This window comes from Thermodesulfobacteriota bacterium, assembly GCA_040758155.1.
Classification (GTDB): Bacteria; Desulfobacterota; Deferrimicrobia; order Deferrimicrobiales; family Deferrimicrobiaceae; genus UBA2219.
On the sequence record JBFLWB010000144.1, the window covers coordinates 28,961 to 43,616 of the forward strand.

Annotated in this window: 14 protein-coding genes; 6 read left to right on the forward strand and 8 right to left on the reverse strand. The window is 67.5% G+C overall.

Annotated elements, in window-relative coordinates; genetic code table 11:
- Entirely contained in the window at positions 1–837 is an 837-nt protein-coding gene (locus AB1346_10040) for a prolipoprotein diacylglyceryl transferase family protein (GenBank protein MEW6720775.1), read from the forward strand.
- On the opposite strand, the gene AB1346_10045 is transcribed toward AB1346_10040, so the two are convergent.
- Genes AB1346_10045 through AB1346_10055 form a run of 3 tightly spaced genes read right to left on the reverse strand, consistent with a single transcriptional unit; the run spans position 834 to position 3,786 of the window.
- Positions 834–2,072, reverse strand: coding sequence for a sensor domain-containing diguanylate cyclase (locus AB1346_10045; GenBank protein MEW6720776.1), 1,239 nt, complete (start codon positions 2,070–2,072; stop codon positions 834–836). The two genes, AB1346_10040 and AB1346_10045, sit on opposite strands and share 4 nt — an antisense overlap.
- Before the next feature lie 9 nt (positions 2,073–2,081).
- Positions 2,082–3,092: a vitamin K epoxide reductase family protein gene (locus AB1346_10050; protein ID MEW6720777.1), complete on the reverse strand. Its 1,011-nt coding sequence runs from the start codon at positions 3,090–3,092 to the stop codon at positions 2,082–2,084.
- Positions 3,093–3,138: 46 nt separating this feature from the next.
- Positions 3,139–3,786: a phosphatase PAP2 family protein gene (locus AB1346_10055; protein ID MEW6720778.1), complete on the reverse strand. Its 648-nt coding sequence runs from the start codon at positions 3,784–3,786 to the stop codon at positions 3,139–3,141.
- 62 nt (positions 3,787–3,848) lie between these two features.
- Here AB1346_10055 and AB1346_10060 point away from each other — a divergent pair, with 62 nt between their 5' ends.
- The gene (locus AB1346_10060) at positions 3,849–5,093 is read left to right on the forward strand and encodes an MFS transporter (GenBank protein MEW6720779.1); all 1,245 of its coding nucleotides are present in this window, start codon (positions 3,849–3,851) and stop codon (positions 5,091–5,093) included.
- 164 nt (positions 5,094–5,257) lie between these two features.
- Here the strand turns inward: AB1346_10060 and AB1346_10065 are convergent, their stop codons facing one another.
- The 4 genes from AB1346_10065 to AB1346_10080 are packed head-to-tail and all read right to left on the reverse strand — an operon-like array spanning position 5,258 to position 8,849.
- Positions 5,258–7,267: a CHASE2 domain-containing protein gene (locus AB1346_10065; protein ID MEW6720780.1), complete on the reverse strand. Its 2,010-nt coding sequence runs from the start codon at positions 7,265–7,267 to the stop codon at positions 5,258–5,260.
- A gap of 6 nt (positions 7,268–7,273) precedes the next feature.
- Positions 7,274–7,939 (reverse strand): OmpA family protein, encoded by a 666-nt coding sequence (locus AB1346_10070; protein ID MEW6720781.1) that lies wholly within the window; start codon positions 7,937–7,939, stop codon positions 7,274–7,276.
- Positions 7,936–8,412, reverse strand: coding sequence for a FecR domain-containing protein (locus AB1346_10075; GenBank protein MEW6720782.1), 477 nt, complete (start codon positions 8,410–8,412; stop codon positions 7,936–7,938). The genes AB1346_10070 and AB1346_10075 overlap by 4 nt, the downstream gene beginning before the upstream one ends.
- Positions 8,413–8,444: 32 nt before the next feature.
- Complete coding sequence (locus AB1346_10080; protein MEW6720783.1) at positions 8,445–8,849, reverse strand: hypothetical protein; 405 nt, start codon at positions 8,847–8,849, stop codon at positions 8,445–8,447.
- Between the two features lie 170 nt (positions 8,850–9,019).
- Here AB1346_10080 and serC point away from each other — a divergent pair, with 170 nt between their 5' ends.
- Together serC and AB1346_10090 are read left to right on the forward strand one after the other, a co-directional pair.
- Positions 9,020–10,147 (forward strand): 3-phosphoserine/phosphohydroxythreonine transaminase, encoded by a 1,128-nt coding sequence (serC, locus tag AB1346_10085; GenBank protein MEW6720784.1) that lies wholly within the window; start codon positions 9,020–9,022, stop codon positions 10,145–10,147.
- Positions 10,148–10,183: 36 nt separating this feature from the next.
- Positions 10,184–10,456, forward strand: coding sequence for a tetratricopeptide repeat protein (locus AB1346_10090; protein ID MEW6720785.1), 273 nt, complete (start codon positions 10,184–10,186; stop codon positions 10,454–10,456).
- 1 nt (position 10,457) lies between these two features.
- On the opposite strand, the gene AB1346_10095 is transcribed toward AB1346_10090, so the two are convergent.
- Positions 10,458–11,411: a cysteine synthase family protein gene (locus AB1346_10095; GenBank protein MEW6720786.1), complete on the reverse strand. Its 954-nt coding sequence runs from the start codon at positions 11,409–11,411 to the stop codon at positions 10,458–10,460.
- Between the two features lie 127 nt (positions 11,412–11,538).
- Here AB1346_10095 and AB1346_10100 point away from each other — a divergent pair, with 127 nt between their 5' ends.
- Both AB1346_10100 and AB1346_10105 read left to right on the forward strand, forming a co-directional pair.
- Complete coding sequence (locus AB1346_10100) at positions 11,539–12,282, forward strand: ABC transporter ATP-binding protein (GenBank protein MEW6720787.1); 744 nt, start codon at positions 11,539–11,541, stop codon at positions 12,280–12,282.
- Positions 12,283–12,286: 4 nt separating this feature from the next.
- Complete coding sequence (locus tag AB1346_10105) at positions 12,287–14,650, forward strand: FtsX-like permease family protein (protein ID MEW6720788.1); 2,364 nt, start codon at positions 12,287–12,289, stop codon at positions 14,648–14,650.
- Positions 14,651–14,656 lie beyond the last annotated feature (6 nt).

Below are 14,656 nucleotides of genomic sequence, written 5' to 3' on the forward strand. Positions count from 1 at the left end.
ATGGTCCCGTATTTCGAACCGATCAAGTTCCACCTGTTCGGCCCGGTGTACATCCACGTCTTCGGGTTGCTGGTCGCCGCGGCGGTGGTGACGGGGTGGTCGATCTCCCTGGCGCGCTGCCGCCGGGCGTCGCTGGATTCCGACGCCTGCAGGGACCTGATGACCTGGGCGATCGTCGTGGGCTTCGTGTCGGCCCATTTGTACTCGGTGATCGCCTATTTCCCGCAGGAGGCGGCGAGGAACCCGCTCCTGCTGCTCAAGTTGTGGGAGAACATCAGCTCCTTCGGGGGGATTGCGGGAGGCGTGCTGGGAATCTGGCTCTGGTTCCGCTTCCGGGGCGGCGGCGTCGGAACGACGGACAGGATCCGGTACCTCGACGCGGTCGCGTACGGTTTCACGTTCGCGTGGATCTTCGGGCGCCTTGGCTGCACGGTGGCGCACGACCATCCCGGCGTCGTGACTTCCTTCCCGCTGGCGGTCAGCCTGGAAACCCCGGAAGCGCAGGCGTTCATCGCATCGGTTTACAGGGCGGCGGGCCGTCTGGCGGAGCTCCCTCCGGCGGCGGAGCTGGCGAAACTCGGATACCACGACCTCGGCTGGTACGAATTCCTCTACACGCTGACGGTGATGGCGCCGGCCTTCCTGTGGCTGGGCCGGAAGGAGCGCAGGCCGGGGTACTTGTCGGTGGCGTTCCTTCTCCTCTACACTCCGGTGCGGTTCTTCCTGGATTTCCTTCGCCTGGCGGACGCGACGTATTACGGGCTGACTCCCGCCCAGTACGCCGCCGTTGCGGCGTTCGTCGCGGCGCTGGGTGCGGCGCGGAGGCTCACGCGCTAATCGGGCGTCGTCCGCTCCCCGTCGACCGCGTCGGCGAGGCTCGAGACCTTGGCGACGACCGTCCGGTTCCTCCCTTTTCGCTTCGCCTCGTACAGGGCATGATCGGCCGCCTGCATCAGGTCGGTCGTGGTCTGCCCGTGGATGGGGAAGAACGCCAGCCCGCCGCTGATCGTCAGCCGGACGGGATCATTCACCCCCTGGATCCTCAGCTCGTCTTCGGCGATCCGGCTGCGGATGTTCTCGGAGTACCGGAGCGCCTGCTCCCGGGTCGTGGAGGTGATCAGCACCAGGAACTCGTCGCCGCCGTAGCGTCCGACGATGTCGGAGATGCGGGTGTATTTCTTCGTGATCTCGGCGACCCGCTGGATCACGGCGTCGCCCACGGAATGCCCATAGGCATCGTTGATCGTCTTGAAACGGTCGATGTCGAACATGAAGAGGGAGAAGGACTGCTGGTAGTTCTCCGTCCGCCGGATCTCGCTCTCGAACCGCTGCAGGAAATGGAGGCGGGTGGACACTCCGGTGAGCTCGTCCCTCCACGCGCCGGTCCGGGTCGCGTCGGCGAGGGCCGCCTTCTCCATCGCGATGGAAAACAGGTCGGCCAGCATCGAGACGTATTTCCTCTCCTCCTCCAGGGAGTGCGGGCAGCCCGTGATGACGAGGACGCCGTTGATCCCGGTGGGGCCGAAGATCGGCGCCGCGAAGTCGGGAGGGATCCCGATCCGTTCCAGCGACCGGGACGAAACCCTCAGGCCGGAGCCGGCCAAGGGGTCGATCCGCGCGGCGACGATCTTTTTCTGGAGCGCGAGCCCCAGCAGTCCCTCGTCCGGAGCGACCCGGATCTTCCCCTGCCATTCCGCGGGATAACCCGTTCCCACCGCGAGCGTGAAGTCGGTAGAGCCCTCGAGGGGAGAAAAGTAGCCCACCTGGTCCGCGCCGAAGAGTTCCTTCGCTCCCCGTACCAGGATGGAAGGGAACGCGCTCTCCGGCAGCCTTTCGGTGAGGTTCTTCGCGATGACGGGAAGCCGGTCGGCGATTTCGGCCTTGCGGGAGAGCGTCTTTTTCAGGCCGCTCAGCTCTTCGCGGAGGGCGGCGGCCTGTTGGCGGGTCATGCGGTCCTGCGGGGGCTCTCCCGGGAACGGCCGCTTCCACAGCCTGCGCCCGCCGACGAGCGCCAGGAGCGCGACGGCGGCGGCGAAGACGACGACGATCAGGAGGAGGATGGTCGACGGCATGCCTTCCGCCTAATTCGCGGAGACGTCTTCGATCGAGCGAAGGATATTTTCCTGCGTGATCTCCTTGACTCCGTTCAGCCGCTTCACCTTCCCCGTCCGGGTGTCCGTCACGATGACCGCGGGCGTACCCGGGATCTTGTATTTCTGGACCAGGGAGTAATGGTACTGCGTCCCCGCCATGACGTCCGTGAAGTTCAACGGAACGTATTTCACCCCGAGGGGGGAAACCGCCGCCTGCACGTCCTCGGGCGTCGGCTCCTTCGTCTTGAGCGCCAGCGCGGCGAGCGCCTCCCGGATCTGGAGATATTTCTCCTTTTCCTTGAACATGAACGACAGGTTGTAGGGGATGAAGTTAATCGTCTCCCGGTGGATGGGATAATCCACGAAGACGACCTTCGCCTGCTTCATGGCCGCCTTCGCCCCTTTGAGGATCTCCGGTTCCGCAACGCGGCAAGCCGGGCAGAACCAGTCGCTTACGATGTACACCTCCCGCGTGCTGTCCGCGGGGCCGAAGGAGAGCATCTCCGGCGCCAGCCCGGCCGCGTGGGCGTCGGGGCGGGAGAGGCCCGCCGCGGTGACTCCCAGCCCGGCCAGGAATGCGAGAAGGACCAGCGCGCCGTGCACGGCGAATCGCTTCATGACGGTTTTCCTTTCCCTTTCAGGATACATGCGTTCCCTTTCGGCGAAGTACTCCTGCGCGATCAATGCGCTTCCGGCCGCCACGCAGAGGGCGACCCCAACGCACATGGGACACCATTTCCCGATCACGGCCCTCTGGATGTAGGTGAATACCGCCTCCGCTCCGAGCCCGCCTGAAAACAGGAGGGCGAGCGTCCCGAAATACGCGGCGTGCCGGCGACGCAGGAGACAGGCGGTCCCGCACAACGCGAAGTATGCGACTCCCAGGGGAGGGAGCGAAAATCCGAAAAGACGGTAGAGCGAAGTCTCCGCGCACGCCTCGGTGCAGACGCCGGCCCAGTCGAGGGCGGAGAGCGTCAGACCCGCGGCGATCGGCGCCATCGGCAGGTGGCTCCGCAGAATGCCCGGAGCGCGACCCGGGGCGGGGCTAACGTTCGGCCCTGGAATCATATCGCTCCAACGCCCGGCGGATTGCCGCTGCGACCGCCAGGCCGAGATACCCCCCCGCGACGACGTCGCCGAGGAAATGGTAGTTCGTCACGACCAGCGCCGCGCCGAGAAGCAGCGGGGCGAAAATCAGGAGCGGGCGGTGCTCCGGGAAATGGATCCAGCACGCGGCCGCGACGGCGGCGATCACCGTCATGTGCCCGGAAGGGAAGCCGCTGTGCCCGTTCCCGGAATTGAACCAGTGGAAGCCGTCGGGCAGCGGATCCCTCAGCCAGGCGCGCGTTTCGACCCGCCCGAAGAGGGTCTTGAACGCCGCCTTCGCGACGTGCGCGGCCGGGAGGACGGTCCCCGCGAACCGGTAGAACGCGGCCCTTTCGTCCCGGAACCCCCTGCGGACCCGGAGGAACCATGCGGTCCACATCCAGGCCGACAAGATGAGGACGAAGGGAAGAAGAAGGTCCGGGAGATCGTCGGTATATCTGTTGAGGAAGGGGCTGGATCGCCGGAAGCCGTCGATCGCCAGGGCGAGCGGCTCGTCGAGGTATGCGACGCAGACGGCGGCGGCGGGAAGGGCGACGGGAAGGCCCAGGAGGGTCGCCCTCGTCAGGGGATGCATCGGCTTCGTCATATCGGCCTGTATTATACACGTCGGGATTCTCCCGGCCGGTCCCTTTTGATACTTTGGTCACCATGACGAACGCCGCCGGCCTCCTGGTCTTCCTGACGGGCATCAACATGCTCAACTACGTGGACCGCTACGTGGCGGCGGCCGTGCTCGAGCCCATGGGCCGGGACATGGGGCTGAGCGACGCCCAGCTCGGGTGGATCCATCCGGTATTCATCTACGCTTACATGCTGGCGGCGCCCGTCGTCGGGACGCTCGCGGACCGCATGCACCGCCCCCGGCTGATCGCCTCTGGAATCGCATTGTGGAGCCTGGCCACCGCCGGGGCCGCGTTTGCCGGGGGGTTCGGGGGCCTTCTTCTCTCCCGCGCCCTCGTCGGGGTGGGGGAGGCGGCGTATGCCGCGCTGGGACCGGCGCTCCTCTCCGACTGTTACGCCGAAAAGGACAGGGCGAGGGTGTTCACCTGGTACTTCATGGCGATACCGGTCGGAAGCGCCATCGGATACGGGCTGGGGGGGCTCGTCGCACAGGCGTGGGGCTGGCGCGCGTCGTTCCTTGTCGCCGGACTCCCGGGCCTCCTCCTGGCGGCGCGCATGTGGCGGGTCGCCGATCCGCCGCGGGGCGGCATGGACACGATGGAAGACCGCCTCGGGGGAGCTTCCTTTTCCGCGAAGCTGAAACACCTGTTCACCAACCGGATCTGGGTGGCGTGCACCCTGTCCTACACCGCCTATACCTTCGCCATGGGGGCGCTGAGCGCCTGGGCCCCGACGCTCCTCCAGCGGGTCCACGGGATCGGCGCGGGGAGGGCGGGGATCGTGTTCGGGGGGATGGCCGTCGTCACCGGGATCGCGGGCACGTTCGCGGGAGGCGCGCTGACCTCCCGGCTGCAGAGGCGTTGGACCGACGCGGGCGTGTGGATCGCGGGGGGGACCCTGCTCGCGGCCGCCCCGGTGGTGGCCTGGGCGCTTCGCGCCCCGACGCCCGGCGGGACATACGCGGCGTTCTTCCTGGGGATGCTGCTCCTTTTCTGCAACACAAGCCCGGTGAATGCGCTGACGGTGAGCTGCGTCCCGGGGAGCATCCGGGCGACGGGTCTCGCCGTCAACGTTTTCCTGATCCACCTGCTGGGAGACGCGTTGAGCCCGGAATGGGTGGGGCACAGGAGCGCGGGATTCATCGAGGCCGGCATGGAACGGGGCGAAGCGCTTTCCAGGGCCTTGTGGATCGCCGTGCCCGCCGTCGCCGCAAGCGGAGCCGTGCTGATCTGTTGGGCGAGGGGGGGGCGGCGCGAGGGGAAAAACGAATAGGGAGTGGCGGCCGGCCTTCCACCGGCATCCGCGGCTTGCCTGCGTCTTCACCTTGTCCGGGGAGTTCCTGCCTTTCCCCGGGTGGTCGGGCGGTTGAGCCGGTTATCTCTCCGCCGCCGTCCGCATGGCCGTGGGGCCTGTGTGACCCCGCCGCGCCACTCCATTCACATTATAGCAGATTGGTATCCTTTCGGCGGTTCGGGCTCCACGCCCCCGCCGCTGGCGAACCGGGAGGCGATCTCCGCGAATTCGTCGCCCGCGGACAGGAACGCGTCGACCACGTCGGGATCGAAGTAGACCCCCTTGAGGCCGCGGATGATGGCGATCGCCTCCTCGTGGGAGATCGCGGGCTTGTACAGCCGCGGGCTGATGATGGCGTCGTAGGAGTCCGCCGCCGCCATCAGGCGGCCGGGGATGGGGATCGCGTCCCCCTTCAGCCCGCGCGGATAACCGGTTCCGTCCCACCGTTCGTGGTGGTTCAACGCGATCTCGTCGGCCACCTGGAGGAACGAATCCTCTCCCAGGAAGTTCCTTGCCAACCGGATCGTCTCCGAGCCGTACAGGGTGTGCTTCTTCATCTCCTCGAATTCCTCCACCGTGAGGCGGGCCGGCTTGAGGAGGATGTGGTCGGGGACGCCGACCTTCCCGATATCGTGCAGCGGGGCGAGGCGGAACAGCAGGTCGATCGCGTCGTCGTCCAGGTAGGCGCGGAAGCGGGGGTGGTCCTTCAGGCGGAGCGCGAGCGTGCGCATGTAGTGACGGGTCCGCTGGATGTGCCCCCCGGTCTCGTGGTGCCGCGTTTCCGCAAGCGCGGCCAGGCTCTGGATGACGGCGTCCTGCGTCAGCGACAGCTTCCGCGTCCGCTCCCGGACCTCCCGTTCGGTTTCGAGGTAGCGGATCGAGGTGAGCAGCGTGAAGACGGACCCGAGGGTGGCCGTCGGAACGAGCGGGGACAGGAACAGTTGGGAATGGGCGAGGAGCCACCAGGAGCCCGCCCAGACGCCGGCGGCGGCCGGCACGACGATCGCCAGGCTCCATGCGGCCGTCCCGCGGGCCAGGACGAGCGTCAGGAGGACGCCGACGAGGAGGACCAGCAGCGCCATGAGCCCGCGGATCCAGCGGGGGCTCGAGATCGGGTCGGATGCGATCAGGTTCTCGATGGCCGAGGCGTGGATCTCCACACCGGGCTGCGCGGCTTCGAGCGGCGTGGTCCGGATCTCGTGGAGCCCCGCCGAGGTCGTTCCCACGAGGACCACTTTCCCGCGGAGCGCGGCCGCGTCCGCGGTTCCGTCCAGCAGGGAGGCCGCCGGGATGTGGGGGAACGCGCGGCGGCTGCCGCGGTAGTTCACGAGGAGGTTGCCGCGCGGGTCGAGGGGGATCCTGTTCCCCCCGAGAAGGATGGACTCGATCCCTCCCGCCCCCGCTTCGAGGACGACGTCGCCGCCCAGCGTCTTCCGGTAGACGGCCAGGGCGAGGCTCGGGTAATACGCGTCCCGGTGCCGGATCACCAGGGGGACGCGCCGGACCACGCCGTCCGAGTCGGGGGTGACGTTGAAGAAACCGGAAGAGGCCGCCGCCCGCGCCAGCACGGGGAGGTTGCAGACGACTCCCATGGCATCGAAGAGGTTCGCCGGCCCGGCCGCGTCCTTCGCGGACCGGACCGCGGCGGGAAGCGGGTGCAGGACGCAGCGCTCGCCGCGGGGGGCGTCGAAATCGAACTGGTAGCCGAGGACGAAGGGACCCCGCGCCAGCACGGCCGCGAGGGTCCGGTCGGAATCGAGGGCTTCGACGGGCATCCCTTCCAGGGAGATGCCGACGCCGAGGTCGCGGCGGATCTCGCCGGAAAGGGACGCAAGCGAGGTGCGGTCGGGTTCCGCGAAGAGCATGTCGAGCCCCACGGCGGAGGCTCCAGCGCGCCGGATCTCCTCGAGGAGCCGCGCGACGCGGTAGCGGGGCCAGGGCCATTGGCCGTAAGCGGCGATGCTGGCCTCGTCGAGGTCCACGATCGCCACGGAGCCCGAAACGGGGCTCCGCGGCGCGGACCGGAGGAAGGAGTCGTAGATCTTGCCGTCCAGGTACAGGAAGAGCTGCGGCGGCCAGACGCTCAGGGCGGCCATCGCAAGGGTCAGGAGGAAGCCGACGACCAGAATGGGAAGGGAGCGGTTACCGGTCATGCCCGCCTATCGGATCGTCACTTCGACGCGGCGGTTCCGGGGCTCGGAGACCTGGTCGCCGGTGGGGATCAGGGGGTTGTCCTTTCCGTGCGAAGTGATCTCCAGGATGGATTCCTCCACGCCTGCGGCGACAAGCAGGTCGGCCACGGTCTGTGCCCGCTTGCGGGAGAGCTTGTAGTTGTACTGCCGGTCCCCCACGGTGTCCGTGTGTCCGACGACGCTGATGTCCACCGGGGCCATCGCCTTGATCGTCCGCACGACCTGGAGCATCAGCCCCCTGGACGGACCGGTGAGCGTCGCGGTCCCGTGCTCGAAATGGAGGATGAACTGCTTCGGCGGCGGCGGAAGCGCGTTGAGCGCGGCTCCCGCGATGGACGCCACCTCGTTGTCCTGCATGATGAACGGGGCGCCGGGGGCGGAGTTCTCCCCGACGACCACCGCCTGCCGGGTTTCCGAGAGCACGAGGTCCTTCCCGCCGCCGGACACGACGATGGCGCCGGTCTTCCCCGACGCGTCGGGAAGGAGAACGATCGTGTCCGGAGTCCGGGAAGGCAGGGTGGGCGGCGCCGAAGCGCATCCGGGGACGACAGTGATGGCGAACAGGCATGCGGCGAGGAGGCGGAAGCTCCGCGCCCTTGGGAGCATTTCCGCGCTGCCGCCCGCGCGCGTCATCTTGCGATCGGCTCCCCGGTCTTCACGGCGAAGTGGGTTCCCCGGATGCCGATGGTGGTCGTGGGAGTTTCGAAGCGGGCCGATTCGGGGGAGAGTTTGCCGATCAGCCCCGAGAGGTACGCGAGGGAGCCCCGGGTGATGCGGATGAAGAGGCCGAACTTCCCTTGATCGGGCTGGAATTCGAAGTTCCGGACGACCACGCTGCTTCCCGGCCCCAGCGAGAGGGTGGAGTCGTCCCGGAAGATCGCTCCCAGGGATCCGTCCTCCCCGGTAACGAGGGTATCGCCGACCTGGAGTTTCGTCCCGATGCCCGCGGGGAGGCGTTCCCCGTCGCGCACCACGAACGCCGAACCCGCGGCGTTCTTTATGAAACCGACGGGCTCCCCGGCCGCAACCGCCGGGATGGGCGGCAGGAGGAGCGCAGCGGCCAGCGAATATCCGATCAAGGCGGCGAGACGGATGGCCTTCCTCATGATTTCCTTATCGGAACGGTTTCCCGTCGTCTTTAAAGGAAACGCACTTTTTGGACGGCGGCGGAGACGATGAACACCCTCGTGTTGTTCGATCCCTTGTCGACGGGGAACAGGAAGAAGCCGGGGCGCTTCGGGTCGTATCCCTGGGTGGTCCCGAGGATGGTCTCGTTGTCCCGGAATGTCACCTCCATCACCCGCCCCTGCGGCTTTTCCCCTTCGGAGATCCGATTCTTTTCCTGAAAATCCTTGTTCCCCGTGAAGTCCCGGACGAAAAACACCGCCTTCAGGTTGTCCAGGGGGATCTCCACCGGCCCCTTGAAGGGCTCCCCTTCCAGCGGCAGGAGATGGAACGAAGGACGGTTCGGGAAGAAGTTCTGCGTATGCCCCTTGAGGACCCTTCCGCTGGCGTAGCGGACCACGATCTTGCTCGGTTCCATATTCTGCCTCCTTCCGGGGCGGTTCCGCCCGCCATCCCTAACGATATTCCATCGTCCGGAAAAATCAACTGGCCCGCGAAATGCGGGCCGTGCCGTTTCCCCGTCTTGACGGTCGCCCCCGGCCTTGTGAAAATGACGTTCTCGTACGACATCCGGACCTGGAGGCGCATATGAACCGCAAGATCAATTTCAACGCCGGACCGGCGGCGCTTCCGCTGCCCGCATTGGAGCGCGCGCGTGAGGAGCTGCTCGACTTCGCTGGAAGCGGCATGTCGGTGATGGAGCACAGCCACCGGGGCAAGGAATACGAGGCCGTCCACGACGAGGCCATCGCCCTGGTCCGGGAGCTCCTCTCCGTTCCCGAGAGCTACGAGGTCCTGCTGCTCCAGGGAGGGGCCACCACGCTGTTCGCGCAGATCCCACTGAACCTGCTCGACAAGGGGAAGAGCGCGCAGTACCTCGTCACGGGCGCCTGGGGCGAAAAGGCGGTCGGCGAGGCGAAGTCCGTCGCCGGGCTGACCGGAGCGGCCGTTTCCGTCCAGAGCCTCGGCGAGGGGGAAGGCAAGGAGAAGAGATACACCCGTGTGCCCGGCGCCTCCGGGACGAACGTCGATCCGGCCTCCGCCTATTTTCACATCACCTCGAACGAGACCATCCACGGAGTCCAGTTCAACGCCGACGGCTCCCGTCCGTTCCCCGACACGGCTTCCGTGCCGCTCGTGGCCGACATGTCGAGCGATTTCCTCTGGCGGCCGTTCGACATCACCCGGTTCGGCCTGGCGTACGCGGGCGCCCAGAAGAACATCGGACCGTCGGGCGTGGTGATCGTCGTGGTCTCGAAGGAGCTGATCGAGAAGGGGAGGAAGGACATCCCGAAGATCTGGCAGTTCCGCACGCACGCGGAGAACAAGTCGCTCTACAACACCCCTCCGACGTTCGGCGTCTACATGGTCCGCAACGTTTTGTCCTGGCTGAAGGGGCAGGGCGGCCTCCCGAAGATCGAGGAGGCGAACCGGAAAAAGGCGGCGCGCCTCTACGGCGTCATCGACGCCAATCCCGGCTTCTACCGCTCTCCGGTGGAGAAGGAGAGCCGGTCGATGATGAACGTGGTGTACCGCCTCCCGAGCCCGGAGCTCGAGGAGCAGTTCATCGCCGAGGCGAAGAAGCGCGGGATGGTCGGCCTCAAAGGGCACCGCTCCGTGGGCGGGATCCGGGCCTCCATCTACAACGCCGCCTCCTACGAGTGGGTGGACTCCCTGGCGGGCTTCATGGAAGAGTTCATGTCTTCCGTGGGATAATGGTCCTGCAGGTGACGCAGGGACGGGAGGGACGACATGGACCCCGAAGCGCTTGCCGATGCTTATGCGAAGGAAGGGGACGCGCTCCTTGCGAAGCGGAAGACGGCCGAGGCCATTGCGCTCTACGACCGGGCAATCGAGGTGCACCCGGAGAGCTGCGAGGCCTGGACCCGCAAGGCCGTCGCCCTGAAGGCGATGGGGAGATTCCGGGAATCCCTCGAGTGCGTGGAGAGGGCCCTGGAGATCTACCAGGACCCTATCGCGGAGGAACTGCGGGACTCCTTGAGGCCCGACGCGGACCGGGGCTGAATCACGGGGGGCACTTCCCGCAGGTGGAGCGGAACAGGGAGGTACTGAGGTAGCGGTCTCCGCGGTCGGGCAGCAGGACGACGACCGTGCCGCGCGCCATGCCCCGGGCGACCTCGATCGCCCCGGCGACCGCGGCGCCGCTCGACATTCCCACGAACAGCCCCTCCTCGAGGGCGAGGCGCCTCGCGGTCAGGAAGGCCGGCTCGTCCTCGACGACGATTTTCCAGTCGAGGCTCTCTTCGCGGTAGATCGGCGGTACGATCGCCTCCTTCATGTTCTTCAATCCCTGGATCCGGTGGCCGAGCGTCGGCTCGACGCCCACGACCTGCGCCTTCGGCGCCTTCTCCCGGAGGAAGCGGCTCACTCCCATGAGGGTGCCGCCCGTCCCCATGCCGGCGACGAAGCAGTCGATCTCTCCCCCCGTCTGCCGGAGGATCTCCGGCCCCGTGGTCTCGTAGTGCGCGAGCGGATTGTCCGGGTTGGCGTACTGGTTCGGCATGTAATACCGGTCGGGGGTCTCCTCCAGGATCCGGTGGGCGAGACGGATCGCCCCGTCGGTCCCTTCCTGGGCGGGCGAAAGGACCAGCTCGGCTCCGAACGCGGAAAGGACGGCGCGGCGCTCCAGACTGACGCAGGCGGGCATGACCAGCTTTACCGGGTAGCCGCGGGACGCGCCGATCATTGCGATGGCGATCCCGGTGTTGCCGGACGTGGGCTCGAGGATCGTCTTTTCCCGCGTCAGCTCGCCGCGGACCTCCGCCATGGAGAGCATGTAGAGGGCGGGCCGGTCCTTGACCGAGCCGCCGGGGTTGTTTCCTTCCAGCTTGGCAAGGATTCGAACCCGCGGATTCGGATTCAGCGTCCGCAGCTCGACGACGGGGGTGTTGCCTAATGCATGCCGGAGGTCGTGCGCGCCGGGCCGGGCCGCGTCCTGCGCCTGCAACTTCGTGATCATTGCTTTTCCCTCGGATATGCCGAATATGAAAGCAGAATTATACATGCAGGGGGCGGGCTTGTCGAGGCGCCGCGCCTCGCTTGACTTGTTCCGTTCCCTCTCCCGAGAATAGAACGAAGGGGGAATCATGCCGGAGGCCGTCACGGGCAGGGAGAGCGCGGGCGCGGACGCCCCCGTGTTTCGGGCGCGCGGCGTCACGAAGATCTACGACATGGGAGAGGTCAAGGTCCCCGCGCTCCGCGGGGTGGACCTCGACCTCTATCCCGGCGAACTCGTTGTCCTCCTCGGCCCGTCCGGAAGCGGAAAGTCGACCCTCCTCAACATTCTCGGCGGGCTGGATACCGTGACCGGCGGAACGGTCGAGTACCGTGGAAGGGACCTGACGCGCGCCACGGAGAAGGAGCTCACGGAGTACCGGAGGGGCCACGTCGGTTTCGTCTTCCAGTTCTACAACCTCATCCCCAGCCTGACCGCGCTCGAGAACATCTCCGTCGTGACGGAAATCGCCGCCGACCCGATGCGTCCGGAGGAAGCGCTGGCGCTGGTCGGACTCGCGGAACGCGCGGGACACTTTCCCGCGCAGTTGTCGGGGGGAGAGCAGCAGCGGGTCGCCATCGCACGGGCCGTCGCGAAGCGGCCGCTGGTGATGCTCTGCGACGAGCCCACCGGCGCCCTCGACGCCGCCACGGGGATCGTCGTCCTCGAGGCGCTGGAGCGGGTCAACCGGGAGCTGGGCGCGACCATGGCGCTGATCACCCACAACGCGGACATCGCCGGGATGGCCGACCGGGTGATCCGGCTCGGATCAGGCGCCATCCAGTCCGTCGTCCGGAACGAGTCCAGGAAATCTCCCCGGGACATGCGCTGGTGAGCCCGTGAAGGCGCTGGACAGGAAGCTGTTCCGGGACCTGTGGGGGATGAAGGGGCAGGCGCTGGCGATCGCCATGGTCATCGTGAGCGGGGTGGCCACCCTCGTCATTTCCCTGAGCACGCTGGATTCGTTGAGGGAGTCGCGCGCCGCGTTCTACCGGGACTACCGGTTCGCCGAGCTGTTCGCGTCGCTGAAGCGCGCGCCGGAGTCGCTCGCGGAGGCGATCCGGGCCGTCCCGGGGCTGGACCGGCTGGAGACGCGCGTCGTGGCGGCGGGGAACCTCGACGTGCCCGGCTTCCCGGAGCCCGTCCGGGCGATGATGATCTCCGTTCCGGGGGGGAGGGAGCCGGCTCTCAACGCCCTGCATCTCAAGGAAGGGCGCTCCGTGGCGGCGGGCGCGGACGACGAGGCGGTGGTTAGCGACGTCTTCGCCATCGCGCACTCGCTGAATCCGGGAGACCGCATCGGCGCGGTCGTCAACGGGAAGCGGAAGGAATTGCGGATCGTCGGCATCGGCGTCTCCCCGGAGTTCGTCTACCAGCTTGCCCCCGGATCGATCCTGCCCGACTCGAAGCGGTTCGGGCTGCTATGGCTGGACCGGGAGGGGCTGGCCGCCGCGTACGGCATGGAAGGCGCGTTCAACGACATCGTGGCGACGCTGTCCCCGGGCGCATCGCAGGGGGACGTCCTCCGTCGGCTCGACGCTCTGATCGCATCCTACGGGGGGCTGGGCGCCTACGGCCGCGACGACCAGGTTTCCCACCGCTACCTTTCGGAGGAATTCCGGGGGCTGGAGAACATGGCCTCGATCTTCCCCGTCATCTTCCTCGGGGTGGCCGCCTTCCTGCTGAACGTTTCCGTGAATCGGCTGGTCAGCCTCCAGCGGGACCAGGTCGGGACGCTCAAGGCATTCGGCTGGAGCGACGCCTCCATCGGGGCGCACTACGTGAAGCTGGTCGCCCTGATCGTCCTTGCGGGGGTCGCAGGCGGGCTTGCGGCCGGGGCGTGGCTCGGCAGGGGGATGACCCGGATGTACATGGAATTCTACAGATTCCCCGAGCTCCGTTACGAGCTGCGCCCTTCCGTGGCGGCGGTCGCGGTCCTGGTCAGCGGCGGAGCGGCGCTGCTGGGGGCGTTCCAGGCCGTGAGGAAGGCGACCCTCCTCCCCCCGGCGGAGGCCATGCGGGCCGAGCCGCCGGAGAGGTACCGTGTGACGTTCCTGGAGCGGCTGGGATTGAGGCGCTTCCTTTCCCAGCCCGCCCGCATGATCGCCCGGAACATGGGGAGGCGTCCGGTGAAGACCTCCCTCTCGATCCTCGGCATCGGCCTGTCCTGCGGCATCCTCGTCCTGTCGGGGGTGCAGGGCGACGCGATCCATTACCTGGTCGACGTCCAGTTCCGCCTGGCCCAGCGGGAGGACCTGACCGTCGCTTTCGTCGAGCCCGCCGCCTCGCGGGCTCTTTATTCGCTGGAAGCCCTGCCGGGAGTCCGTCTCGGCGAGCCGTACCGGACGGTCGCCGCCCGGATCCGGTCCGGCCCGCGGGAGCGGCGTCTCGCGATCCAGGGGCTCCGGCAGGAGGGACGCCTCCACCGGGTCCTGGACACGCGGCTTCGACCGCTGCGGATGCCCGATTCCGGAGTCGTCTTTACGGATTACCTCGCCGGCCTCCTCGGCGTCCGTCCGGGGGACCGGGTGACGGTGGAGATCCTGGAGGGAAAGCGGCGGGTGCTCGAGATCCCCGTCGCCGGGCTGGTCCCCGAGTACGTCGGGGTCAACGCGTACATGGAGATGGACGCCCTCAACCGGCTGCTGGGAGAGGGGGACGTGATCTCGGGGGCCTACCTGTCGGTGGACCGGGCGGAACGCGCCTTGGTGTACGATGCACTCAAGCGGATGCCCGCGGTGGCTGGCACGATGGCCCAGGAGGACGCGATCCGGACCTTTTACGAGACGATGGGGGGGACGTTCCTCCTGTTCACCCTCGTCATAACGGCGCTGGCCGGGAGCGTCGCGGTCGGCGTGGTGTACAACAGCGCAAGGATCGCCCTTTCCGAACGCGCCAGGGAGCTCGCCAGCCTGCGGGTCCTGGGATTCACGCGGGGAGAGATCTCGTTCATCCTGCTCGGAGAGCTCGGCGCGCTCGTCGCCGCCGGGATCCCCCTCGGGTTCCTCCTGGGGGAGGGGATGGCGAGGTACATTGCGGATGAGCTGAAATCCGACCTGTTCCGGGTCCCTTTCGTTATGGAGCCGTCCACGTACGGCTTCGCCGCCGCCGTAGTCGTCGCATCCGCGGTCCTGTCCGGCCTCCTGGTGCGCCGCCGCCTCGACCGGCTCGACCTCGTGGCCGTGCTGAAGACAAGGGAGTGACGCCGC